The organism is Streptomyces sp. BHT-5-2, from assembly GCF_019774615.1.
Taxonomy (GTDB): Bacteria; Actinomycetota; Actinomycetes; order Streptomycetales; family Streptomycetaceae; genus Streptomyces.
Window position 1 is genome coordinate 2,051,315 of the sequence record NZ_CP081497.1, and the last position, 23,893, is coordinate 2,075,207.

Sequence of the window (23,893 nt, forward strand, 5' to 3'; positions counted from 1 at the left end):
CGACCTCGCCACGGCGCTGATCAGCCGGCAGCCGGCAGCCGACGGCCCCGGGCGGCCGGCTGGACGGCGCGATGACTTACCTGGCCGCCGGCGTGCCGCGGGTACTCCCGGACTGGTTCCCGACTTGGCTGCTACCTGACCTTCTGACGCCGGCACGGGCGGTCCGCTCCCCACGCGCGGGGAAATCCGCCACCGTGACGGCGCCGTGCGCGAGCGGCCACGCATGCCACCAGGAGCAAGGCGGGCGCCATGATCGACCGCTGCCTCATCGGCCGGAACCGGCGCGCTGCCGGCACGCGGAGAATCGCGAAGCGGCGGCCGAAGTGGGCCGTCCGATCCTGCAGGCATGGATATGTGGTTGTTCATGGCTGGGTGCGGTGCTTCGACGGCTGGGTGAATCCTCCACACCCTCGGCCCCGTCCACTCGGCCTCCGAGGACGGCCCCGAACTCCTGGCCTCCTGCTGCCGAGAGTCCCTGCGTGTCGCCGCGCACCTGGGCGCCCGCGCCGTCGCGTTCCCCGCCATCTCCACCGGCGTCTACCGCTGGCCGATCGCCGATGCCGCCCGCACCGCCGTCGCCACCGTCCGGGCCGCCCTCGCCGACACCCCCGACGCCTTCGACGAGATCCGCTTCGTGATCTTCGACGGCCGCGCCCGCACCGCCTACGGGACCGCCCTCGCCGAGCGACGGCCACGCCGCGCGCCCGCCCCTGCCAGCTGCAACGGGCAGACGAAGGCGAATCGGCGTGGGGACTGACGCGCCCAGGCGAATCGGTGTCCGGGCCGACCAGCCCAGGCAAATCGGTGTCCGGGCCGACCAGTCGAGGTTGATGTCGGATTTCCGCCAGCCCGTGCCCAGCCGGCTGAGGAATCCTGGAGGACATGCACACCGACACCGAGCGCTGTCTGCGCGCCGTGCAGTCCAAGGACGCCCGCTTCGACGGATGGTTCTACATCGCCGTCGTCACCACCGGCATCTACTGTCGGCCCAGCTGCCCGGTGGTGCCCCCCAAGCCCCAGAACATGCGCTTCTACCCCAGCGCGGCCGCCGCCCAGCAGGCCGGCTTCCGGGCCTGCAAACGCTGCCGCCCGGATGCCAGCCCCGGTTCCCCGCAGTGGGACGAGAGGGCCGACCTGGTCGCCCGCGCCATGCGGCTGATCGCCGACGGCATCGTCGACCGCGAGGGCGTCCCCGGCCTCGCCGCACGCCTCGGCTACAGCCCCCGCCAGGTCGAACGCCAGCTCCGCGCCGAGCTGGGCGCCGGCCCCCTCGCCCTGGCCCGCGCCCAGCGCGCCCAGACCGCCCGGCTCCTGATCGAGACCACCACCCTCCCGATGGCCGAGATCGCCTTCGCCGCCGGATTCGCCAGCATCCGTTCCTTCAACGAGACCGTCCGCGAGGTCTTCGCCCTCGCGCCCACCGAACTCCGCGGCCGCGCCCGCCCCGGCCCCCGCGCCACCACCCCCGGAACCCTCTCTCTGCGGCTCCCCTTCCGACAGCCGCTCAACCCCGACAACCTCTTCGGGCACCTCGCCGCCACCGCCGTCCCCGGCGTCGAGGAATGGCGCGACGGCGCCTACCGCCGCACCCTCGACCTCCCCTACGGGCACGGCATCGTCGCCCTCATCCCCCACCCCGACCACATCGACTGCCGGCTCTCCCTCACCGACCTTCGCGACCTCGCCGGTGCCATCGCCCGCTGTCGCCGGATGCTCGACCTCGACGCCGACCCGGAGGCCGTCGACAGCCTGCTCCGGGAGGACCCGCAGCTCGCCCCGCTGGTCGACAAGGCCCCCGGCCGCCGGGTGCCGCGCACCGCCGACGCCGACGAGTTCGCGGTCCGTGCCGTCCTCGGCCAGCAGGTCTCCACCGCCGCCGCCCGCACCCACGCCGGCCGCCTGGTCCTCGCCCACGGCGAACCGGTCGACGACCCCTGCGGCGGCCTCACCCACCTCTTCCCGACTCCCGCCGCCCTCGCCGCCCTCGACCCGGAAACCCTCGCCATGCCCCGCACCCGACGCGCCACCCTCACCGGCGTCGTCGCGGCCCTCACCGACGGCACCCTCCAACTCGGCGTCGGCAGCGACCGGGACGAGGCCCGCGCCCGCCTCGCCGCGCTCCCCGGCATCGGCCCCTGGACCGTCGAATGCATCGCCATGCGCGCCCTCGGCGACCCCGACGCCTTCACCCCCACCGACCTCGGCCTCCGCCGCGCCGCCGCCGGCCTCGGCCTGCCCGCCACCCCCGCGGCCCTCACCCGTCACTCCGCCCGCTGGCGCCCCTGGCGCGCCTATGCCGTCCAGTACCTCTGGGCCACCGACGACCACCCCATCAACCGCCTCCCCACGAATTGAGCCCCACCATGCCCGCACCCGTCACTGCCGCCCGCGCGGCCACCCCCGCTGCCAAAGCCACCACAGGCCCCGCCGGCCCGGTGACCCACACCGTCCTCGACGACACCCCTGTCGGCCCGCTCACCCTCGTCGCCCACGGCGACGCCCTCAGCGGCCTCTACATGACCGACCAGCGGCACCGCCCGCCCCAGGAGACCTTCGGCACCCCCGCCGACCCCGACGAACCACCCTTCGCCGCGACCATCGCCCAGCTCCGCGCCTATTTCCGGGGCGAACTGACCACCTTCGACCTGCCGCTCGCGCTGCACGGCACCCCGTTCCAGCGCCGCGTCTGGGCAGCCCTGTGCACCATCCCCTACGGCGAGACGATCTCCTACGGGCAGCTTGCCGCCCACCTCGGCGCCCCGAACGCGTCCCGCGCCGTCGGCCTGGCCAACGGCCGCAACCCGATCGGCATCATCGTCCCCTGCCACCGCGTCGTCGGCGCCAACGGCAGCCTCACCGGCTACGGCGGCGGCCTCGACCGCAAGCGCCGCCTGCTCACCTTCGAACGCGGCGCCGACGGGCTCTTCCCACCGGACGACTGCGCCTGAGCGGTGCCCGGGGCGTGTCGGTGTGGTCCAGCGGCGGCCGAGCGGGCGTGACCGATGACGAACGCACGGCCCGCCCGGCGGCCGCCCCGCGCGCCCGGCCGGCCCGCCTCCGACCCGTTACGCGTCGCCCGACGGCGCGAGTCCGCCCAGCAGCGCCCGTACCGTCTCCGCCGCGAACTCCTCCTCGCGCTCGGGCCGCAGCGCTCCCGTCGGTGCCTCCCCGTCGAAGAACAGGTCGAGGAACGCCCGGTGGAAACAGGCCCCGATCAGCAGATTGGCCGCCGCATGGGGATCGGCCGTGGCCGAGATCCGTCCCAGCTTCTGCTCGGCCGCCAGATACGCCGCCAGCTGACCGCTCGCATTGTGCGGTCCCATGGCGCCCAGCTCGTCCAGCTTGCGACGGTGCGTCGCCAGCAACTCCGGACTGGCGAACAACGATGCCGCGATCGGGAACGACTCCCGGTAGAACCGCAACGCGGCCAGCACCACCTCTTCGAGGAGCCCGGCCGGACCGCGTTCGTCACCGGCCCGGTCCGGCAGCTGCGCCAACGCGTCGGAGAACTGCGGCACCCGCTCGTGCAGCACCCGCACGAAGATCTCTTCCTTGTTGCGGAAGTGCTTGTAGAGCGTCGCCTCGGAGCAGCCCGCCTTCTTGGCGATCTGCTTGGTCGTGGTGTGGGTCAGGCCCACGCTCGTCATCAGCGCGGCGGCGGCGTCCAGGATGCGGGAGCGCGTCAACGCCCCTCCGGACAGCGGGGCATTGGCTTCAGGGCTCATGGGGCGACTCTACATTGACAGGTGAGTGAACACTCACCCACACTGGTGGGTAAGTACTTACTCACCCTCGCCCTTGCCCGCTTCCCCCTCTCTTCTCCGCTCGGGCCGGGAAAGACCACCGGAGGACCCATGAAGATCACGGTTGTCGGAGCCTCGGGAGGCATCGGCCGGCACCTCGTCAGGCAGGCACTGGCAGACGGACACGACGTGACCGCCGCACTGCGCAGCCCCGAGAAACTGACCGTCCGCCACCCGCGCCTCACGATCGTCCGCACCGACGCGCTCGACGCCGCCTCCGTCGAACCCGCCGTCGAGGGCGCCGACGCGGTCCTCTCCGGCATCGGCCAGGTCGGCCGTCACGATCCACTGCGCCCCGCCTCCACCTCGGCCCGCGCGGTGGCCGAGGCCATGGCGGCAACCGGCGTACGCCGCCTGCTCGTTGTCAGCGCCGGCCCGCTCAACCGCACCGGCGCCGGCCAGCCGGTCCTCACCCACCGGGTCTTCGGACCGCTCCTCTGGGCCATCCTCAAGGAGGTCTACACCGACCTCGAACGCATGGAGGCCGTGCTCCGAGAGACCGACCTCGACTGGACCTCCGTCCGTCCGCCCCGGCTGCTCGACAAGCCGGGCACCGGCCGCTATCGCCACGCCGTCGAAGCCGGCCCGTCCGGCAGCTCCATCCCTCGCGCCGACGTCGCCCGCGCCATGCTCGACTTCATCCCCGACCCCACCACCTACCACCACGCGGTCGGCGTCAGCAGCTGAACCCCACTGCCTCCCTTCATCCGTCCCCCTCCCCCTCTCCTCACCCCTCGGCCGTGATCACCTCCCTCACCTCCGTCACCAGGTGTTCCGCCTGGGTGAGGGTGTGGTGCAACTGGGCCTGGGTGTGGCCGAGTTCGCCGAGGAGTGTGGTGGCGCGGGCGGTGAAGCCCGGTGGGGTGTGGGGGAGGGCTGCGACCGCCGCCAGGGCGCCCTTTTCGTTGAGGCACCAGATGCGGTGGTGGGCGTGCAGGGCCTGGACGAGGGCGCCGACCGCCCGGGACAGGCACAGTGAGGCGTGCAGGACATCGGCGGTCGCGGCCGACTTGGCCGCCATCGCCACCGAGAAGCCCGCGTCCCAGACGGCGGCCCCGGCCAGTGCCTTGCGCAGGGGCTCGGGATACGTCCCGGTCTCCTCTTTGAGGCGACCCAACTCCCCGGACTCGTCGGCCAGTATGCGGCCGAGGGCCACCTCGCCCGGATAGGCGGGAGACCAGAAGCCGAGCGGGTGGCCGGCCTGCATGCCGGTCTCGAAGCGGCCGGTGCGGCAGTCCTCCCACACCCGCCGCACCCGGTCCAGATCCCGGAAGATCCAGTCCACATGGCTGCCGTCGGGCAGGACCAGCCACGCCCCGCCGTTCACCCAGGGCCCCCAGGCACCCGGTGGGTGTATCTCGACGGGGCCGCCGGTCACGTCCGCCGCCAACGCCTCCAGCGCGGGCAGGTCCAGTGTGTCCCGGTAGTAGACGCCCAGGTCCCAGTCGGAATCAGGGCGGTTGGTTCCTCGTGCGCGGCTGCCCCCGAGCATGACCCCGATGACTCCCGGCACCCGCGCGATGCGTGCCGCGATCTCTTTCATGGCAACGAGGCTAGGGGCCGGGCGGGGGGAAGGAATCAACCCACGGTTCTCAAACCTGGGTATGAGCCGCCCGGTTCTGCCTCCAGCCCCGCCTGGCCGCGCAGTTCCCCGCAGGTCGCCCCCTCAATCCGGCCGCAGGCCGTCCTCCAGCTCCACCGGTCCGTGGCCGTTCTCCAGGGCGTCCAGGGCGCCGCGAACGCGTAGGCACAGGCCCTTGGCCAGCAGGGTTTCAGCCTCGTCCCAGTGGGCCAGGCGCCAGGAGAGGAGTTCCTCCTCCTGCAGGCGGATCGCGGCGAGCTGTGCCGCGTCCAGTACTCCGCCGTCGAAGAGGTACGACACCAGTGGGGGCCGGGCCTCCCCGTGCACCCAGTCGACGGCGAGCAGCCGGCCCGGTGCCACGTCCAGGCCGATCTCCTCCAGGGTCTCCCGGCGGGCGGCCTGGCGCGGGGTTTCCCCGGTGTCGGACTCGATGGTGCCGCCGGGCAGGATCCAGGTGTCCCGGTAGTTGGGTTCCACGAGCAGCAGGCGGCCTTCCGCGTCGCGGAAGATGACCCCCGCGCCGGCGAGCACACGGGGCAGTCCGGCGATATAGCGGGCGTAGTCGTCGTCCATGGTCGTCACGGGCGCGAGCCTAGGGGGTGGCCGGCGGCGCGGAGAAGCGCGGGCCAGGGGCTGACGGGACGCGGGGAGAGCGGACAGGGGCAGGTGAGGAGGGGAGGGCGGATGATCTCGGTCCGGTCCGTCCGCTCTGTTCGGCGGGGGTGTCGGGCGGATAAGGTCGCAGCGGCGCGACTGCCAGTTCGAAAGCAAGGGGAAACACGGTGGCGGACGCAGCAAGGACAAACACAGCACATGTGCTGATCGCCGCGGACAAGTTCAAGGGCTCGCTCACGGCCGTCGAGGTCGCCGAGCACGTGACGGCCGGTCTGCGGCGCGTGGTCCCCGGTCTGGACGTGGCGGCGGTCCCGGTCGCGGACGGCGGTGACGGGACGACCGCGGCGGCCCTCGCGGCCGGTTTCACCCGGCACGAGGCACGGGTCACCGGCCCCACCGGCGAGCCGGTGACGGCCACCTTCGCGCTGCGCGAGGACGGTACGGCGGTGGTGGAGATGGCCGAGGCATCCGGCCTCCAGCACCTCCCGAAGGACGTCTTCGCCCCCCTGACGGCCACCACCTACGGCACCGGTGAGCTGCTGCTCGCGGCGCTGGACGCGGGGGCCACGTCGATCGTCTTCGGGGTCGGCGGCAGCGCCACCACCGACGGCGGCGCGGGCATGCTGGCGGCGCTGGGCGCCCGCTTCCTGGACGCCGGCGGAGCACCGGTCGGGCCGGGCGGCGGCGGACTGCGGGAGCTGGCCACGGCCGACCTGTCGGGACTCGACCCGCGGCTGGCCCGTACGGACATCGTGCTCGCCAGCGACGTCGACAATCCGCTGACCGGTCCCAAGGGCGCGCCGGCCGTCTACGGGCCCCAGAAGGGCGCGAGCGAGGAGGACGTCGCCGTTCTGGACGCCGCGCTGGCGCACTTCGCCGAGGTGCTGGAGCGCGCCGTCGGCCCGAAGGCGGCCGAGCACGCGCTGGCCCCCGGGGCCGGGGCGGCGGGCGGCATCGGGTACGGCGCGCTGGTCGGGCTGGATGCCGCGTTCCGGCCGGGGATCGACGTGATGCTGGACGTGCTGGGGTTCGCGCCGGCGCTGGCCCGGGCCACGTTCGTGATCACCGGTGAGGGGTCGCTCGACGCGCAGACCCTGCACGGCAAGGCGCCGGCCGGGGTCGCGGCGGCGGCGCGGGCGGCGGGCATCGAGGTGGCCGCGGTCTGCGGGCGGCTGCAACTGCCCGAGGAGGCGCTCGCGGCGGCGGGCATCCGCCGTGCGTACGCCCTGACGGACCTGGAACCCGACCCGGTCCGCTGCATGGCCGAGGCGGGCCCGCTGCTGGAGCGGGCGGCGGAGAGCCTGGCGCGGGACTTCCTGGTCTGAGGGCCGGTCTCTGAGGGCCGGTCTCCGGGGACCGGGGGCCGAGGCGACCCGGCGGAATGCCGGAGAGGCGGGCCGGGCACGGGCCCACACACGAAAAGGCCCCGAGCGGAATGTTCCGCTCGGGGCCTTTCGGCGTTCTCCGGGGGGTGCCGCCGCCCGGGCCCGTCAGGGCTGGTGCGCTGCGCGCGACTCGGCGCGCGACTCGCGGCGGTTGTCGCGGAAGGTGTTGACCCTCCGGGCCGTCGCGAAGACCGGGATCATGGCGCCCAGCACGATCTGCAGGGAGCAGCCGGTCTGCAGCAGCAGCTGGCCGCCGGGGGCGTCCAGAGCCCAGGCGGCGAGCATGCCCATGCTGAGCACGATCCAGCTGAGCATCGCCACCGCGAGCCGGCCCCGCGGCTTGGGGTACTCGACCCGGCTCACCATCAGCCAGGCCACGCCGATGATCGCCAGCAGGGTCGGCAGGAACGGCAGCTCCAGCAGGACGATGGCGACGACGGTCAGGGCGCCGAAGGGGCTCGGCATGCCCTGGAAGATGCCGTCGCGCAGCGTGACGCAGGAGAAGCGGGCAAGCCGCAGCACCACCGCCAGCAGCACCACCACCGCCGCGACCACCGACACCCGCTGGTGCGCGTCCTGGGCGACCATGCCCCAGGTCACCACGAAGTAGGCGGGTGCCAGGCCGAAGCTGATCAGGTCGGAGAGGTTGTCGAGCTCGGCCCCCATCGCCGAGGCCCGCAGCTTGCGCGCCACCAGCCCGTCGAAGAGGTCGAAGACCGACGCCAGCAGCATCAGGATCACGGCCATCGCCGCGCTGTGCCGTGCCATCCCGCCGTCCTCGGTCCCCGTCAGGTGGGGGATGAGGACGCCGGTGGTGGTGAAGTACACGGCCATGAAGCCGCAGATGGCGTTGCCGAGCGTGAGGGTGTCCGCTATTGACAGCCGCGTGGACAGCGGCATGTCGTCGTCCTCGTCGGTTTCGGGCGCCCAGCCCGCCTGCGTCTCGGGATCAATCACGGTCAAGGCGAGTCACCCCCGCGGTAGTGGCCTGGCCGACCTCGACGGCCGGCTCGACGCCCTCCGGGAGATAGACGTCCACCCGCGAGCCGAAGCGGATCAGACCGATGCGCTCGCCCTGCTCGACCTTGGTGCCCTGGGGCACGTAGGGGACGATGCGGCGGGCGACCGCGCCGGCGATCTGCACCATCTCGATGTCGCCCAGCTCGGTGTCGAAGTGCCAGACGACCCGCTCGTTGTTCTCGCTCTCCTTGTTGAACGCCGGGACGAAGCCGCCGGGGATGTGCTCCACGGACGTCACCGTGCCGGCCAGCGGCGCGCGGTTGACGTGGACGTTCAACGGGCTCATGAAGATCGCGACGCGGGTGCGGCCGTCCTTCCACGGCATGATGCTCTGCACCACGCCGTCGGCCGGAGAGATGACGCGGCCCTGAGCGATCTCTCGCTCGGGGTCGCGGAAGAACCACAGCATGCCCGCCGCGAGTGCGGTGGTGGGCACGGCGACGGCGGCCCAGCGTCCCGACCGGCGGGCGCGGGCCACGCTGAGCGCCGCCGTTGCCACGGTCGGGAGGAGCCACGGCGACGCTCCGCGCGCGAGGCGGACGCGACCGCGTTGTGCAGAGGATTGGCTGTGGGGCATGGATGACCTTCGTAGCGGAGGATGCCGCGTATGGATACGGGGGACGGCGGCTTTCCTGGGATGCTATCGGTTGCGAGCGGCAACTGGCCAAGAGCCAGAGCCAATCCGTGGCCGAAGAACGATGACAGGGTGTGATCTTTATCTAGCAGAAAGCGCCCCAAAAGGGATCTTCAGCCCTGGATCCGGTACTCCTCAAGTAGCCGCCGGCCAATGATCATTTTCTGGATCTCGGCCGTGCCCTCGCCGATCAGCAGCATCGGGGCCTCGCGGTAGAGGCGCTCGATCTCGTACTCCTTGGAGAAGCCGTAACCGCCGTGGATGCGGAACGCGTCCTCGACCACCTCCTTGCAGTACTCGGAGGCCAGGTACTTCGCCATGCCCGCTTCAAGGTCGTTTCGTTGCCCCGAGTCCTTTTTGCGTGCGGCATTAACCATCATGGCATGCGCCGCCTCCACCTTTGTCGCCATTTCCGCAAGTTTGAACTGGATCGCCTGGTGCTGGGCGATCGGCTTGCCGAACGTGTGCCGCTGCTGCGCGTACGCCACGCCCAGCTCGAAGGCCCGCTGGGCCACCCCGCAGCCGCGGGCGGCCACATTGACCCGGCCCACCTCGACGCCGTCCATCATGTGATAGAAGCCACGCCCGGTCTCGCCGCCGAGGACCCGGTCCGCCGGCACCCGCAGACCGTCCATGATCAGCTCGGTGGTGTCGACCCCCTTGTACCCCATCTTCTCGATCTTGCCCGGAATGGTCAGGCCCGGCCGGACCTCGCCGAAGCCCGCCTCCTTCTCCACCAGGAAGGTCGTCATCGACTTGTGCGGGGCGGTGCCCTCCGGGTGGCCCTCGTCCGTGCGGCACAGCACCGCCACGAGGGTGGACGAGCCGCCGTTGGTCAGCCACATCTTCTGGCCGTTCAGGACGTACTCGTCGCCGTCCCGGACACCCTTGGAGGAAATCGCCGACACATCGGAGCCCAGCGCCGGCTCCGACATGGAGAAGGCGCCCCGGATCTCACCGGCCGCCATCTTCGGGAGGAAATAGTCCTTCTGCTCCTGCGTGCCGTGCTGCTTGAGCATGTACGCCACGATGAAGTGCGTGTTGATGATGCCGGAGACGCTCATCCAGCCGCGGGCGATCTCCTCGACCGTCAGCGCATAGGTGAGCAGCGACTCGCCCAGCCCGCCGTACTCCTCGGGAATCATCAGCCCGAACACGCCGAGTTCCTTCAGGCCCTCGACGATCTGCATCGGGTATTCGTCGCGGTGCTCCAGCTCCGTGGCGACCGGGATGATCTCCTTGTCCACGAAATCCCGGACGGTGGAGAGGATTTCCCCCTGGATGTCGGTCAGGCCCTCGGTCCGTGCAAGACGCGCCATGGGGTCACTTCTCCTTCCGGGCCGCGGGGGCCTTGAGCTCGGGGCGGCCGGGCTGCTCGCCGCCGCGCTCCTTGATGTAGGTGGCCGTGGGGACCATCACCTTGCGCCGGAAGACGCAGACCAGGGTGCCGTCCTGCTTGTAGCCCTTGGTCTCGACGTGGACGATGCCCCGGTCGGACTTGGACCTCGACGGCGTCTTGTCGAGCACCGTCGTCTCGCCGTAGATCGTGTCGCCGTGGAACGTGGGCGCCACGTGCTTCAGCGACTCGATCTCCAGATTGGCGATGGCCTTTCCGGAGACGTCCGGCACCGACATGCCGAGCAGCAGCGAGTAGATGTAATTGCCGACGACCACGTTCTTTCCGAAGTCGGTGGTCTGCTCGGCGTAGTTGCTGTCCATGTGCAGCGGATGATGGTTCATGGTCAGCAGGCAGAACAGGTGGTCGTCGTATTCGGTCACCGTCTTTCCCGGCCAGTGCTTGTAGACGTCGCCGACGGTGAACTCTTCATAGGTACGGCCGAACTGCATTGCGCTCATGCCTCCGGGGCTTCGAAAGTGGACGTACGGGCCATGCCGGCGGCCCGGCCCTTTCCGGCGATGACCAGCGCCATTTTGCGGCTCGCCTCATCGATCATCTCGTCGCCGAGCATCGCGGAACCCTTCTTCCCGCCCGCCTCGGACGTGCACCACTCGTACGCGTCCAGGATCAGCTCGGCGTGGTCGTAGTCCTCCTGGGACGGCGAGAAGACCTCGTTGGCCGCCTCCACCTGACCGGGGTGCAGCACCCACTTGCCGTCGAAGCCCAGCGCGGCGGCCCGGCCGGCCACCTCGCGGAACCCCTCGACGTTCTTGATCTGGAGGTAGGGGCCGTCGATGGCCTGGAGGTCGTGCGAGCGGGCCGCCATCAGGATGCGCATCAGGATGTAGTGGTAGGCGTCCGCCGGGTAGCCGGGCGGCTGCTCGCCGACCACCAGGGACTTCATGTTGATCGACGCCATGAAGTCCGCCGGGCCGAAGACGATGGTCTCCAGGCGGGGTGAGGCGCCGGCGATCGCGTCGACGTTCACCAGCCCCCTGGCGTTCTCGATCTGTGCCTCGATGCCGATCCGGCCGACCTCGAAGCCCATGGCCTTCTCGATCTGCGTCAGCAGCAGGTCCAGCGCGGTCACCTGCGCGGCGTCCTGCACCTTCGGCAGCATGACGCAGTCGAGGTTCGGGCCGGCGCCCTCGACGACGGTGACGACGTCCCGGTAGGTCCACTCGGTGGTCCAGTCGTTGACCCGCACCACCCGCGTCTTGCCGCTCCAGTCGCCCTCGTTGAGGAACTTGACGATGGTGTGCCGGGCCTCCGGCTTGGCCAGCGGAGCGCAGGCGTCCTCCAGGTCCAGGAAGACCTGGTCGGCCGGCAGGCCCTGGGCCTTCTCCAGGAAGCGGGGGTTGCTGCCGGGTACCGCCAGGCACGAACGGCGCGGGCGCAGCCGTTGCACGGGCGGGGTCATGCGAGGACCTCCAGGGGGTCGAGCCGGTTCGCGGTGCGGATCTCGTCGACGATACGGCCGATGATCTCCGTGATCCCGAAGTCCTTCGGGGTGAAGACGGCCGCGACACCCGCCTCGCGCAGCGCCGCGGCGTCCGCGGACGGGATGATGCCGCCGACGATGACCGGCAGGTCCGGGGCCCCGGCGCGGCGCAGCCGCTCCAGCACGTCCGGCACCAGCGCGGCGTGCGACCCGGACAGGATCGACAGCCCCACGCAGTGCACGTCCTCGGCGACCGCCGCGGCCACGATCTGCTCCGGGGTGAGCCGGATGCCCTGGTAGACCACCTCGAAGCCGGCGTCCCTGGCCCGCACCGCGATCTGCTCGGCACCGTTGCTGTGCCCGTCCAGACCGGGCTTGCCGACCAGCAGCCGCAGCCGGCCGCCGCCCAGGTCGGCCGCGGTCCGGGCGACCTTCTCCCGGACCGTCGCCAGCGGCGAGCCGGCCGCGGCGGTGACCGCCACCGGTGCCCCCGAGACGCCTGTGGGGGCCCGGAACTCGCCGAAGACGTCCCGCAGCGCCCAGGCCCACTCGCCGGTCGTCACCCCGGCGCGGGCGCACTCCAGCGTGGCCGGGAAGAGGTTGGTGTCGCCCGCCGCGGCCTTCTTCAGGGCCGAGAGCGCCTCCTGGGCCCGCAGCTCGTCGCGGTTGTCCCGCCACGTGTGCAGGGACCGCACCACCCGCTCCTCGTTGGCCGGGTCCACCGTCATGATGGCGGTGTCCAGATCGGCGGTGAGCGGGTTGGGCTCGGTGCCCTCGAAGCAGTTGACGCCGACGATCTTCTCCTCGCCGGACTCGATCCGGGCCCGCCGCTCGGCGTGCGCGGAGACCAGCTGCGACTTCAGGTAGCCGGACTCCACGGCCGCCATCGCGCCGCCCATCTCCTGGATCCGGTCGATCTCGACCAGGCAGTCGGTCACCAGGGACTCCACCTTGGCCTCGATGACGTGCGACCCGGCGAAGATGTCCTCGTACTCCAGCAGGTCCGACTCGTGCGCGAGGACCTGCTGGATACGCAGCGACCACTGCTGGTCCCAGGGCCGCGGCAGCCCCAACGCCTCGTTCCAGGCGGGCAGTTGGACGGCACGGGCGCGGGCGTCCTTGGAGAGCGTGACGGCCAGCATCTCCAGGACGATCCGCTGGACGTTGTTCTCCGGCTGCGCCTCGGTCAGCCCCAGGGAGTTGACCTGGACGCCGTAGCGGAAGCGGCGCTGCTTGGGATCGTCGATGCCGTAGCGCTCGCGGGTGATCTTGTCCCAGATGCGGCCGAAGGCGCGCATCTTGCACATCTCCTCGACGAAGCGGACGCCCGCGTTCACGAAGAACGAGATACGGGCCACGACATCGCCCCGCCGCTCCTCGGGCACCTGGCCGGAGGCGAACACCGCGTCCAGCACGGCGATCGCGGTGGACATCGCGTACGAGATCTCCTGGACCGGTGTGGCGCCCGCCTCCTGCAGGTGATAGCTGCAGATGTTGATCGGGTTCCACTTGGGGATGTGGTTGACCGTGTACGTGATCATGTCGGTGGTCAGCCGCAGCGACGGTCCCGGCGGGAAGACGTGCGTCCCGCGCGAGAGGTACTCCTTGACGATGTCGTTCTGCGTGGTGCCGGACAGCTTGGTGATGTCGGCGCCCTGCTCCTCGGCGACCACCTGATAGAGCGCCAGCAGCCACATGGCGGTGGCGTTGATGGTCATCGAGGTGTTCATCTGCTCCAGCGGGATGTCCTGGAACAGCCGCCGCATGTCACCGAGGTGGGACACCGGGACCCCGACCCGGCCGACCTCGCCGCGGGCGAGGACGTGGTCGGGGTCGTACCCGGTCTGCGTCGGGAGGTCGAACGCGACCGACAGGCCGGTCTGGCCCTTGGCGAGGTTGCGCCGGTACAGCTCGTTGGACGCCTCGGCGGTGGAGTGCCCGGCGTACGTCCGCATCAGCCACGGACGATCCTTCTGACGCTCAGTCATGAAGTGGACCTCAGATGTTCCTGCTGTGGTGGCCGGCCCGTTCCGCTCACGCGTCACGACCGTGTTTGTCAGTCCGCTCCGTTCCGCTTACGCGTCACGGAACAGGTTGATGGCATCGATGTGCTTGGCGCGCATCTGCTCGTCGCGCACGCCCATGCCCTCCTCGGGGGCCAGGCACAGCACACCGACCTTGCCCTGGTGGAGGTTGCGGTGCACGTCGTAGGCGGCCTGGCCAGTCTCCTCCAGGCGGTACGTCTTCGACAGCGTCGGGTGGATCTTTCCCTTGGCGATCAGCCGGTTGGCCTCCCACGCCTCCCGGTAGTTGGCGAAGTGCGAGCCGACGATCCGCTTCAGCGACATCCACAGGTAGCGGTTGTCGTACTCGTGCTGGTAGCCGGAGGTCGAGGCGCAGGTGACGATGGTGCCGCCCTTGCGGGTGACGTACACCGAGGCGCCGAAGGTCTCCCGCCCCGGGTGCTCGAAGACGATGTCCACGTCCTCTCCGCCGGTCAGTTCGCGGATGCGCTTGCCGAAGCGCTTCCACTCCCTGGGGTCCTGGTTGTGCTCGTCCTTCCAGAACCGGTACCCCTCGGCGTTGCGGTCGATGATCGCCTCGGCGCCCATCTTCCGGCAGATCTCCGCCTTCTGGTCGGAGGAGACCACGCAGATCGGGTTGGCGCCGCCGGCCAGCGCGAACTGGGTCGCGTACGAGCCGAGGCCGCCGCTGGCGCCCCAGATCAGGACGTTGTCGCCCTGCTTCATCGCGGCGCCGTTCTGCGAGACCAGCTGCCGGTAGGCGGTGGAGTTGACCAGCCCCGGCGCGGCCGCCTCCTCCCAGCTCAGGTGCTGCGGCTTGGGCATCAGCTGGTTGGACTTGACCAGCGCGATCTCCGCCAGGCCGCCGAAGTTGGTCTCGAAGCCCCAGATCCGCTGCTCGGGGTCGAGCATGGTGTCGTTGTGGCCGTCGGAGGACTCCAGCTCCACGGAGAGGCAGTGCGCGACGACCTCGTCACCGGGGTGCCAGGCGTTGACGCCGGGACCGGTGCGCAGCACCACGCCGGCCAGGTCCGAGCCGATGACGTGGTACGGCAGGTCGTGGCGCTTGGTGAGCGGCGAGAGCCGCCCGTAGCGCTCCAGGAAGCCGAACGTGGACATCGGCTCGAAGATCGAGGTCCACACCGAGTTGTAGTTGACCGAGGAGGCCATCACGGCCACCAGCGCCTCGCCCGGCCCGAGTTCGGGCACCGGCACGTCCTCGACGTGCAGCGACTTGCGGGGGTCCTTCTCACGGGTGGAGAGGCCGGCGAACATCTCGGTCTCGTCCTTGTGCACGGTGACCGCGCGGTAGGACTCGGGGAGGGGGAGGGCGGCGAAGTCCTCGCGCGTGCTGTCGGGCGCGAGGATCGCATCGAGTATCTGGTTCACGGTATGCCTCCGGCGAAGCGCGTCTGCGGAACGGCTTGAGGGAACGTCGGGGGTGGTGCGCGGGGTGGTGCCGTCGGTTCGGCCGGTGGTGCTCGGCATGTGCGCCGGTGAGCGCGATGGGTGCCTGTGACGCAGGCGTCCGGGCGCGCAAGGTGCTTGCGGGGACAGTCGGCGTGCCACGGTTGGGTGGTGCGCCGGCCGCCCGGACACCCACAACGTATGACACCGCGTGCCAGCCGACAAGACACTGAGTGCCAAGAATTTCTCTCAGATGTCATGCGTTGGGCACGCATGAGCAAAGAACGAGCCGAAGAAGGGTGGAATCGTCCCGCTGTGCACCGGCTCGTATGCGGACGGTATTGGCGCGTTCCTTACGCCATTCGGGTGAGGCATCGGCCGGATCGAGGGCGCTGCCGACGGAGCCGCCGGCTCCGCAACGCCGGCCACAGCTGGGCGGCGGAGTGCAGGGTCAGGAGGGCTACGGGGACGGCGGCGGTCCGCGGGGCCCCAGCCCAGGCGCCCACGGGGAGCAGTGCGCCGGCCGCCACCGCGTGCCACCGGTGCGCGACGGTCGCGACGAGAGCGCCCGTCCGCCCGCCCGAGCCGCGCAGCCACACCCGCCGGGCGGCCCAGGCGGTGACCCCGGCCAGGCCCAGCTGCGCCAGCCACAGCGCGATCGGGCGCGCTCCTCCTCCGGACGCTTCCGCGAGACACCCGGCGGCCCATAGGGCGGCGCAGAGCGGGAGCGCGAAGAGGCGGAGGAGCACGGGGTGGACGTGGGACGCGTGCCGGACAGGGGGAGCGGGGGCCGCGGGTGGCGCCGGCGGCTCGGAGGCGCCGAGTCCGGCCCGCAACCGCTCCGCGGCCGCCAGGTCCCCCGCCCGCTCTAGCCGGACCCCCTCCCGGGTCTGCAGCCGGAACCGGAGCAGCAGCAGGTTGTTCTCGCCGGCCATGTCGAGGGCTTCCTTGAGCAACGGCCCGGCGTCCGCCGGCCGGTCGTTCTCGATCAGCGCCTCGGCCTGCGCGGCCAGCGCCTCGATCGTCGCGCGGACGTCACCGGCCTTCCGCGCCGTCGCCAGACCGGTCTCGATCAGGTGCAGCCGGCCGTGCGGATCGTCGGCCCGTCGGGCCAACTGTAGCCAGACGTACGCCTGGACCGTGCGGTCCCCGGCCTCGAGGGCGGTCCGCCCCGCCAGCCGGTACGACACGGCCGCCGCATCCGGGTGGCCCTGCTTCTCCAGGGCCTCGCCCAGGGCGCTCAGGGATGCCGCCGCCCGCCGCGCCTCGTGCTGCGGCCACCGCGCCAGAGCCCGTTCCAGATGGTGTACCGCGTCGGCGAAATCCCCCTGGTCTGCTGCCTGTTCTCCCAGATCGTCGTGGAACGCGGCCGGTCGCACGCCCGCCCGCACCCAGGCCAGATGGCCTGCCTCCGCACACGCCTCGGCCTCCGCCGGCCGCCCCACGGCGCGGTACTGCTGCCGCATCGTCCGCAGCAGCTCCGCCTCCTGCTCGTGATCGTCCCGCCGCTGTGCGGCCCGCACCCCGGACTCCAGTACCGCCAACGCGTCCAACGCCAGCCCGCGGCGTGCGAGGGAGGCGCCAAGCGGGCGGGCGATCGGCCCCACCCGCCCGTCCAGTCCCTGCTCGTCCGCCGTCGCCAGGGCGGCCGTCAGTGCCTCGTGCTCGCGGTCGAACCACTCGTCGTCCTGGGCGGCATCGGCGTCGGCGTCGGCGCGCATGTAGTGGTCCAGTAGCCGGCTCAGCGCTGCGGCACGGACGGACTCCGGTTCACCGGCGGCAAGTTCACCCGCGTAGAGCCGGAGCAGGTCGTGGAAGCGCAGGTGGCCGTCCGGTCCGTCGGGGCGGAGCAGGTGCGCCCGGGCGAGGCGGCGCAGCGTACGGTCGGCTTCGGCCTCCGGGACGCCGGCCAGGGCGGCGGCGGACCCGGCGTCGATCCGGGGACCGGGGTGCAGGCCCAACCGGCACAGCATCCGCGCGTCGTCGTCGCCCAGGGCCTCGTAGGACGCGGTGAACGCCCGTCGTACGGGCCCGAGTTCGGCCAGCCGCTCACGCGGCGGGCGTAACGAGGACAGTACCCGCTCGGCGCTCTCGGCGGCGTGTCCCAGCCGCGCCGCGACGACGTACAGGGCGAGCGGCAGGTGCCCGCAGAGCCCGGCGATCTCGGCGAGTCGGGCGCGCGGTACCCGGGCGGCGGTCAGGGACTCCAGCAGGGCGACGGAGTCCTCGGGAGCGAGCGAGTCCAGCGGAAGGACGGTGACCGCCGGGTCGGTGGGCGCGGTGCGGACGGTGACCAGCAGCAGGTGGCGGCCGTCGGGCGGTACCACTGAGGCGATGTGGTCCTCGGCTGCCGCGTCGTCGAGCAGGATCAGCATCGGGTCGGGTGCCTCACCGAGCTTGGTGTGGAACTGGCTTTTCAAGCCGCTCCGGTGGGGCTCGAGCTGGTCCCCGGGGATGCCGATCGCCCGCAGATACGTACCCAGCAGTTCCTCGGCGGTCAGCGCATCCCGCCGGCTGTGTGCGCCCGCGTCTGCGGCGAGCACGCCGCCGGGAAACCGGGGCCGCACCGCGTGGGCGGCGACGGCCAGCAGAGCGGTTTTGCCCACTCCTCCCTCTCCGGCGAGTGCGATCACCCGCGGTGGTTCGTCATGCTGGCCGGGCACCAGGAGGCCGAGGAGTTCGGCGAGTGCTCCGGAGCGGCCGAGGAAGGCGGTGGGACGCGGGGGTAGAGCGTTCAGTGCGACGTGGTGGGAGGGACCGGGGAAGCCTATGGAGACCTGCCCGGCCTGGATGATGAGCCCTGCCGTTCCACCGTCGATCGTGTTGTACGTAGCTGGAGTTGGCCCGTCCCCGTTCGTGTCCCCCGCGTCGCCGCTCATGTCCGAGTTGTCCCCGCTCGCGTCCTCCACGTCCCGTGGATAGCACGAGCGGGGCGGGCCCGTCAGCCGCTCCGCGGATCTTGTCCGGGCCCGCCGGTGCGGGAGGCGGTCAGTGCCGTTCCTTGAGGGCCTTGCGGATGGTGCGCATGACCTCGTCGAGCGGGGCGTCGGTGCGGGCGACCGCGACCAGTACCTCGCCCTCTCGGGAGACCTTCGCCGAAGGCGTCTCCGTGGAGGTCGTCCGGCCCGCGCCGATGCCCGCGCCGAAGGTCTCCCGGACGATCTCGAAGGCGTGGTCCAGCTGCGTCTCGACGTCGCCCTCCGCGCCGGCCCGCAGCCAGCGGCGCAGGACGTGGTTGTGCGCGGTGACCACGGCGGACGCGGCGACCTCGGCGAGCAGCGGGTCGTCGTCGCCCTCGCGGTGCGCGCCCTCGTCGAAGTGGCCCAGGAGATAGCGGGTGAACAGCCGCTCGTAGCGGGCCACCGAGGCGATCTCGGCCTCCCGGAGGGTGGGTACCTCGCGGGTGAGGCGGTAACGGGCCACCGACACGGCCGGGGAGGCCGCGTACATCCGCATGACTTCCTTGATGCCGCGGCAGACCGTGTCGAGCGGGTTCTCGTGCGGCGGGGCGGCGTCCAGGACGGCCTCGGCGCGCACCAGAGTGTCGTCGTGGTCGGGGAAGATGGCCTCTTCCTTGGAGCGGAAGTGGCGGAAGAAGGTGCGCCGGGCGACGCCCGCGGCCGCCGCGATCTCGTCGACCGTGGTGGCCTCGTAGCCCTTCGTCGCGAACAGTTCCATGGCGGCCGCCGACAGTTCGCGGCGCATTTTGAGACGTTGGGCGGCCGCCCGGCGGGTGCCGGGAGTGGGGGCGTCGGAGGCGTCGGAGGACTGCGGGCGAGCGGGCTGGGACATGTGGGGAAGGTACTGCATATTCTCGCGGCCTGCGGCATGAGATACCGCTCCGGCCCCCGTGACCTGCGGCGGGCCGCCGGGGCGGGTGCCGGCCGGCTCCAGCAGCCCGCCCCACCCGCCCCGGTCCCGGGGGCGTCGCCGCGCGTCAGCGCCGGGCGTACTCACGGAAGCCGCGGCCGGTCTTCCGGCCCAGGCAGCCCGCCGCGACCAGGTGCTCCAGCAGCGGTGCCGGGGCCAGCCCCGGGTCGCGGAACGCGGCGTGCAGCACCTTCTCGATGGCGAGCGAGACGTCCAGGCCGACCACGTCCAGCAGCTCGAACGGCCCCATCGGGTAGCCGCCGCCCAGCTTCATCGCGGCGTCGATGTCGTCCAGTGAGGCGTAGTGCTCCTGGACCATCTTGACCGCGTTGTTCAGGTACGGGAACAGCAGCGCGTTGACGATGAAGCCGGCCCGGTCGCCGCAGTCCACCGGGTGCTTGCGGACCTTGGTGCAGACCGCGCGGACCGTGGCGTGCACGTCGTCGCCGGTCAGGACGGTGCGGACCACCTCGACCAGCTTCATGGCCGGCGCCGGGTTGAAGAAGTGCATCCCGATGACGTCCTGCGGGCGCGAGGTGGCCCGGGCGCAGGCGACGACCGGCAGCGACGAGGTGGTGGTGGCCAGCACGGCGCCCGGCTTGCAGACCTTGTCCAGCGTGCGGAACAGCTGCTGCTTGACGGCCAGGTCCTCGGCCACCGCCTCCACGGCCAGGTCGACGTCGGCGAAGGCGTCCAGCGAACCGGCCGGGGTGATCGCCGCGAGTGCCGCGTCGCGTGCCTCGGCGGTCAGCCGGCCCTTGTCCACCGAGCGGGCCAGCGACTTCGCGATCCGGTCCTTGGCCCGCTCCGCCTTCTCCTGGCCGCGGGCGGCGAGCACCACGGCGAAGCCCGCCTTGGCGAACACCTCGGCGATGCCGCTCGCCATCGTCCCGGAGCCGGCGACGCCGACGCTGCGGACCGGGCGGCCGGCCGCCGCGCCGCCTTCGGCGCCGTCCGCCGGGGTCTGGGCGTCCGGCACGACCGTCGCGGAGCCGGGCGCCTCGTAGGTGTAGAAGCCGCGGCCCGCCTTGCGGCCGGTCAGGCCCGCGTCGGCGAGCTGGCCGAGGATCGGCGCGGGCGCGTGCAGCCGGTCGCGGGACTCGGCGTACATGGCCTCCAGGACCGTGCGGGCGGTGTCCACGCCGATCAGGTCGAGCAGGGCCAGCGGCCCCATCGGCAGGCCGCAGCCGAGCCGCATCGCCGCGTCGATGTCCTCGCGGGTGGCGTACTTTGACTCGTACATCGCGGCGGCCTGGTTGAGGTAGCCGAAGAGCAGGCCGTCGGCGACGAAGCCGGGGCGGTCGCCCACCGCGATCGGGTCCTTGCCCAGCTCGTGGGCGAGGGTGGTGACGGCCGCGACGGCGGTCGGCGCGGTCAGCACCGAGGAGACCACCTCGACGAGCTTCATGGCCGGCGCCGGGTTGAAGAAGTGGACGCCGAGCACCCGCTCGGGGCGCAGCGAGTCGGCGGCGAGCCGGGTCACCGACAGTGCGTTGGTGCCGGTAGCGAGGATGGTGTCGGGGCGGACGATGCCGTCCAGCGCGGCGAAGACCTCCCGCTTGAGCTCGTAGTCCTCCGGCACCACCTCGATGACGAGGTCGGCGTCCCGGGCGGCCCGCAGCTCGCCGAACGTGCGGAAGCGGGACAGCGCGTCCTGGCGCTCCCGTTCGGTCATCCGCTCGCGCCGCACGGCGCGGGCGGTGGTGGCTTCGAGGGCGGTGCGGGCCCGGCGCACGGCCGCTTCGTCGGTGTCGATGCCGATGACCTCGCGGCCGGCCCGGGTCAGCACCTCGGCGATGCCGGTGCCCATGGTGCCCAGGCCGACGACGGCGATGGTGGCGAGGGCCGGCGAGGCGGGTGCGGCCGGCGGCGCTGCGGCGGGTGCGGCGGAGGGGGCAGTGGCGGGATCAGGGGTGGACTGACGGCCCATCGCGAGACTCCTGAGGGTGTTCCCCTGCGGCAGGGGAGAACGTGACGACTGAGGGGTTGAGGCGCACCGGTGCGTCCTGCGGCGACACGTGGCCGACCGGCGGCAGAAAGGCCGCGGAATGCCACGGCACTGCGGGCAGCGCCTGCGGTGGAGGAGCGCTGCCGGCCCTGTCCCGAGGCCGTGGCGCTTCCCCCCTGAGGGGCGTGCTGTGAGGATGTCTCGCGCGGGCTGCCGTGCCCGCGCGGACGGTGGTGCTGGGTGGTGTGCCGAACCGACGTCACACTCCGGCGGCTGCGTCACCAGGCCGCCCGAGCAGGGGTGCTGCTCGTTCCAGCAGGTTAACCGGTGGGTAACCGTAGCGCCAGGGGTAATGCGGGTCATTAGGTTGTGGTGCCGGCCACGCCCTGCGAACCAGGGCGGCCGGCAGGAGGGGAGCGGCAAATGGAAGACGAATTCCACGAGTTGACGGACCGGGTGCGGGCCGAACTCCGTTCCCCGCAGGATCTGGTCGCCTACGAGCGGCTGCTCGGGCTGGCCCGCAAGAACAGCCCCGCCGGACGCGAGGAACTCGCCCGGATGCTGACCGCGGTGGAGCGCCCCCTGTGGGCCCGGGAGATCGCCGCCTTCATCCTCGGCTGCGCCGGCGACAAGCGCGCCTTCGAGACCCTGGTCTTACTGCTCAACTACCGCGAACCGGTCCGCTGTGCCACCGCCGCGCACGCCCTCGGCAGGCTCAACGACCCCCGCACCGCCCGCGCCGCGGCCGCCCTCGCCACCAACCCGCTGCGCACCGCCTACGCCCTGCACCCCGTCCGGCTGCTCGTCGAGCTCCGCGCCCCGCAGTCCGTCCCCGCCCTGGTCGCCACCCTGGAACGGCTGTTGACCCCGCACACCCCGTACTGGCGTGTGGCGCTGGCCTGTGTGGAGGGCCTGGGCGCGCTCGGCGACAAACGGGCGGTGCCGGCGCTGCGGGCGGCCACCGGCCACCCCCGGCTCGCCGCGGCCGCCGCCGCGTCGCTGGCCCGGCTGGGCGTCCACGAGGACCCGCCCGTCCCGGGCCCGGGCGGGGCGCCGGCCGAGGGCGCGGCGGGAAGGGCGGACGGCACCGGTCCGGCCGGTTGAAGGCGCGGGTGCGGACCACCGGCCCAGGGGAGCGGACGCGGACAATCGGCTTACGGGAGCGGGCGCCGGTAGCGCACCTCCGGGACGCGCCACCCGCCCACGTCATACGCCTCCTCGGCCCCGTCCGGTGCAAAACCGGCCCGCTCGTAGAACCGCCGGGCGCGGGCATTGCCCCGGACCACCCACAAGGACAGCGTGCCGAACCCGCGGGCCCCGGCCCGGGCCGTCCCGGCCGCCAGCAGTGCGCGGCCGACACCCGTCCCGAGCAGCGCCGGTGTCACATAGAGGGCCAGCACCTCGGCCGCGGGCGGTGCTCCGGCCGGCAGAGCGCCGCCCGGCGCGAGATCGGTGTCCCGGGCGGGCCCGGCGGCCAGCCAGCCCACGACCTCGCCGCCCCGCTCCGCCACCTGCTCCCACGCCTCGGGCCGACGGCGCGCGAACCGCTCTCGGCGCCTGCGGGCGTCCTCCGCCACGCTCAACGCGTCCAGATACGCCTGCGGCATCAGCCCCCGGTACGCCGCCTCCCAGCCTTGGACCCGCACCGCCGAGACCGCGTCGACATCGGCCTCCGTCATGTCCCGTAGTCCGACTCCCCGCGGTGGCTGCCCATTTGTACCCTCGCGAGCCCCGTCCGCACCCCGCACTTCGGCCCCTGTCATGTCCGCCTCCCCGGTCCGGTCCCTGCCGCAGAGGGTCGAAGGCGCGGTGGACATCGGTCAACCGGGATTTCCCACCGGACGGCCGCCCTCCGGACACGGCGCTTGACCCTGCCCCTGGGGACAGGGTTCGAGACTTCCCGCATGGCACACACACCTCTGGAGACCACCCGCGTCCCGCACGCCCCGCACCGGGTCGTCGTCATCACCGGGGCCGGCACCGGCATCGGCCGGGCCACCGCCCGCGCGTTCGCCGCGGAAGGGGCGCACGTGGTGGCCGTGGGCCGCCGCCCCGGGCCGCTGGCGGAGACCGCCGCCCTCGCCGCCGGCACCGACGGAGCGGTCACCCCGTACGCCGCCGACATCACCGCGGACGGCGCGCCCGAGGCCGTCGTCCGGCATGCCGTGGAGACCTACGGGCGGCTGGACGTCCTGGTCAACAACGCCGCGGTGGTCGGCGACGGCGCCCTCGGCAGCCACACCAAGGAGTCCATGGCGTCCCAGATGGCGACCAACCTGATCGCACCCGTCCTGCTGACCCAGGAGGCGCTGCCCCAACTGGAGCGCGCCGGCGGGGTCGTGGTGAACATCAGCACCTCGGTGGGTCAGCGCGGCTGGCCCGGCAACTCCGTCTACGCCGCCACCAAGACCGGCCTGGAACTGCTCACCCGCAGCTGGGCGGTGGAGCTGGCGCCGCGCGGCGTGCGGGTGGTGGGCGTGGCACCCGGTGCGATCGACACCCCGATCGGGGACCACCAGGGCTTGACCCCGGAACGCCGGGCGGCCGTGCGCGCCTGGCAGATCGAGCACACCCCGATGGGTCGCATCGGCCGCCCCGAGGAGGTGGCCTGGGCCGTCACCCGCCTCGCCGCCCCGGAAGCGGCCTTTGTGACCGGGGTGATCCTCCCCGTGGACGGGGGCGCGGTGGTCGGCTGAACGGGGCCGGTAGCGTACGTCCGGGCCGGGAGGAGCGGCCGGACGCGGTGCGGCCGGCCCGGAGGACGG

Annotated in this window: 20 protein-coding genes and 1 pseudogene; 7 read left to right on the forward strand and 14 right to left on the reverse strand. The window is 72.3% G+C overall.

What is annotated here, in order from left to right; genetic code table 11:
• Positions 1–397: 397 nt before the first annotated feature.
• The 3 genes and pseudogenes from K2224_RS36750 to K2224_RS36760 all read left to right on the forward strand — a co-directional run.
• Positions 398–757: pseudogene (locus K2224_RS36750) on the forward strand (macro domain-containing protein); the annotation flags it as partial.
• A gap of 125 nt (positions 758–882) precedes the next feature.
• Positions 883–2,355, forward strand: coding sequence for a DNA-3-methyladenine glycosylase 2 family protein (locus tag K2224_RS36755; protein WP_221911434.1), 1,473 nt, complete (start codon positions 883–885; stop codon positions 2,353–2,355).
• A gap of 8 nt (positions 2,356–2,363) precedes the next feature.
• A complete protein-coding gene (locus K2224_RS36760) occupies positions 2,364–2,948 on the forward strand; it encodes a methylated-DNA--[protein]-cysteine S-methyltransferase (RefSeq protein WP_260693701.1) in 585 nt (194 codons plus the stop codon).
• A gap of 117 nt (positions 2,949–3,065) precedes the next feature.
• Here the strand turns inward: K2224_RS36760 and K2224_RS36765 are convergent, their stop codons facing one another.
• Positions 3,066–3,725, reverse strand: a complete 660-nt coding sequence (locus K2224_RS36765) for a TetR/AcrR family transcriptional regulator (protein WP_221911435.1) — start codon at positions 3,723–3,725, stop codon at positions 3,066–3,068.
• Between the two features lie 129 nt (positions 3,726–3,854).
• Between K2224_RS36765 and K2224_RS36770 the strand changes: the two genes are divergently transcribed.
• On the forward strand, positions 3,855–4,490 hold the full coding sequence (locus tag K2224_RS36770; RefSeq protein WP_221911436.1) for an NAD(P)-dependent oxidoreductase: 636 nt from the start codon (positions 3,855–3,857) through the stop codon (positions 4,488–4,490).
• 40 nt (positions 4,491–4,530) lie between these two features.
• Here the strand turns inward: K2224_RS36770 and K2224_RS36775 are convergent, their stop codons facing one another.
• Both K2224_RS36775 and K2224_RS36780 read right to left on the reverse strand, forming a co-directional pair.
• On the reverse strand, positions 4,531–5,346 hold the full coding sequence (locus K2224_RS36775) for a nucleotidyltransferase domain-containing protein (protein WP_221911437.1): 816 nt from the start codon (positions 5,344–5,346) through the stop codon (positions 4,531–4,533).
• 123 nt (positions 5,347–5,469) lie between these two features.
• Complete coding sequence (locus tag K2224_RS36780; RefSeq protein WP_221911438.1) at positions 5,470–5,967, reverse strand: NUDIX hydrolase; 498 nt, start codon at positions 5,965–5,967, stop codon at positions 5,470–5,472.
• Between the two features lie 233 nt (positions 5,968–6,200).
• On the opposite strand from K2224_RS36780, the gene K2224_RS36785 reads away from it, so the two are divergent.
• Positions 6,201–7,325: a glycerate kinase gene (locus tag K2224_RS36785; RefSeq protein ID WP_221912184.1), complete on the forward strand. Its 1,125-nt coding sequence runs from the start codon at positions 6,201–6,203 to the stop codon at positions 7,323–7,325.
• Between the two features lie 165 nt (positions 7,326–7,490).
• Here K2224_RS36785 and pssA read toward each other — a convergent pair whose 3' ends face one another.
• The 10 genes from pssA to K2224_RS36835 form a co-directional block, all read right to left on the reverse strand.
• Positions 7,491–8,348 carry a CDP-diacylglycerol--serine O-phosphatidyltransferase gene (gene pssA / locus K2224_RS36790; protein WP_221911439.1) on the reverse strand — a complete coding sequence of 286 codons (858 nt, stop codon included), beginning with the start codon at positions 8,346–8,348 and terminating at the stop codon, positions 7,491–7,493.
• Complete coding sequence (locus K2224_RS36795; protein WP_026247163.1) at positions 8,335–8,982, reverse strand: phosphatidylserine decarboxylase; 648 nt, start codon at positions 8,980–8,982, stop codon at positions 8,335–8,337. Before K2224_RS36795 ends, pssA begins: the two co-directional genes overlap by 14 nt.
• A 170-nt stretch (positions 8,983–9,152) precedes the next feature.
• Positions 9,153–10,358 carry an acyl-CoA dehydrogenase family protein gene (locus tag K2224_RS36800; protein ID WP_221911440.1) on the reverse strand — a complete coding sequence of 402 codons (1,206 nt, stop codon included), beginning with the start codon at positions 10,356–10,358 and terminating at the stop codon, positions 9,153–9,155.
• 4 nt (positions 10,359–10,362) lie between these two features.
• Positions 10,363–10,887 (reverse strand): MaoC family dehydratase, encoded by a 525-nt coding sequence (locus K2224_RS36805; RefSeq protein WP_221912185.1) that lies wholly within the window; start codon positions 10,885–10,887, stop codon positions 10,363–10,365.
• Positions 10,888–10,892: 5 nt separating this feature from the next.
• On the reverse strand, positions 10,893–11,858 hold the full coding sequence (locus K2224_RS36810) for a CoA ester lyase (RefSeq protein WP_221911441.1): 966 nt from the start codon (positions 11,856–11,858) through the stop codon (positions 10,893–10,895).
• Positions 11,855–13,867 (reverse strand): protein meaA, encoded by a 2,013-nt coding sequence (locus tag K2224_RS36815; RefSeq protein WP_221911442.1) that lies wholly within the window; start codon positions 13,865–13,867, stop codon positions 11,855–11,857. Before K2224_RS36815 ends, K2224_RS36810 begins: the two co-directional genes overlap by 4 nt.
• A gap of 87 nt (positions 13,868–13,954) precedes the next feature.
• The gene (ccrA, locus tag K2224_RS36820; protein ID WP_221911443.1) at positions 13,955–15,292 is read right to left on the reverse strand and encodes a crotonyl-CoA carboxylase/reductase; all 1,338 of its coding nucleotides are present in this window, start codon (positions 15,290–15,292) and stop codon (positions 13,955–13,957) included.
• Positions 15,293–15,663: 371 nt separating this feature from the next.
• Positions 15,664–18,219 carry an NB-ARC domain-containing protein gene (locus K2224_RS36825; RefSeq protein ID WP_221911444.1) on the reverse strand — a complete coding sequence of 852 codons (2,556 nt, stop codon included), beginning with the start codon at positions 18,217–18,219 and terminating at the stop codon, positions 15,664–15,666.
• Between the two features lie 79 nt (positions 18,220–18,298).
• Complete coding sequence (locus K2224_RS36830) at positions 18,299–19,102, reverse strand: TetR family transcriptional regulator (RefSeq protein ID WP_221911445.1); 804 nt, start codon at positions 19,100–19,102, stop codon at positions 18,299–18,301.
• Positions 19,103–19,247: 145 nt separating this feature from the next.
• Positions 19,248–21,110 carry a 3-hydroxyacyl-CoA dehydrogenase family protein gene (locus tag K2224_RS36835; RefSeq protein WP_221911446.1) on the reverse strand — a complete coding sequence of 621 codons (1,863 nt, stop codon included), beginning with the start codon at positions 21,108–21,110 and terminating at the stop codon, positions 19,248–19,250.
• Between the two features lie 441 nt (positions 21,111–21,551).
• Here K2224_RS36835 and K2224_RS36840 point away from each other — a divergent pair, with 441 nt between their 5' ends.
• Positions 21,552–22,232 (forward strand): HEAT repeat domain-containing protein, encoded by a 681-nt coding sequence (locus tag K2224_RS36840; protein WP_221911447.1) that lies wholly within the window; start codon positions 21,552–21,554, stop codon positions 22,230–22,232.
• A gap of 50 nt (positions 22,233–22,282) precedes the next feature.
• On the opposite strand, the gene K2224_RS36845 is transcribed toward K2224_RS36840, so the two are convergent.
• Complete coding sequence (locus tag K2224_RS36845; RefSeq protein ID WP_221911448.1) at positions 22,283–22,807, reverse strand: GNAT family N-acetyltransferase; 525 nt, start codon at positions 22,805–22,807, stop codon at positions 22,283–22,285.
• A gap of 225 nt (positions 22,808–23,032) precedes the next feature.
• Here K2224_RS36845 and K2224_RS36850 point away from each other — a divergent pair, with 225 nt between their 5' ends.
• On the forward strand, positions 23,033–23,824 hold the full coding sequence (locus tag K2224_RS36850) for an SDR family NAD(P)-dependent oxidoreductase (protein WP_221911449.1): 792 nt from the start codon (positions 23,033–23,035) through the stop codon (positions 23,822–23,824).
• Positions 23,825–23,893 lie beyond the last annotated feature (69 nt).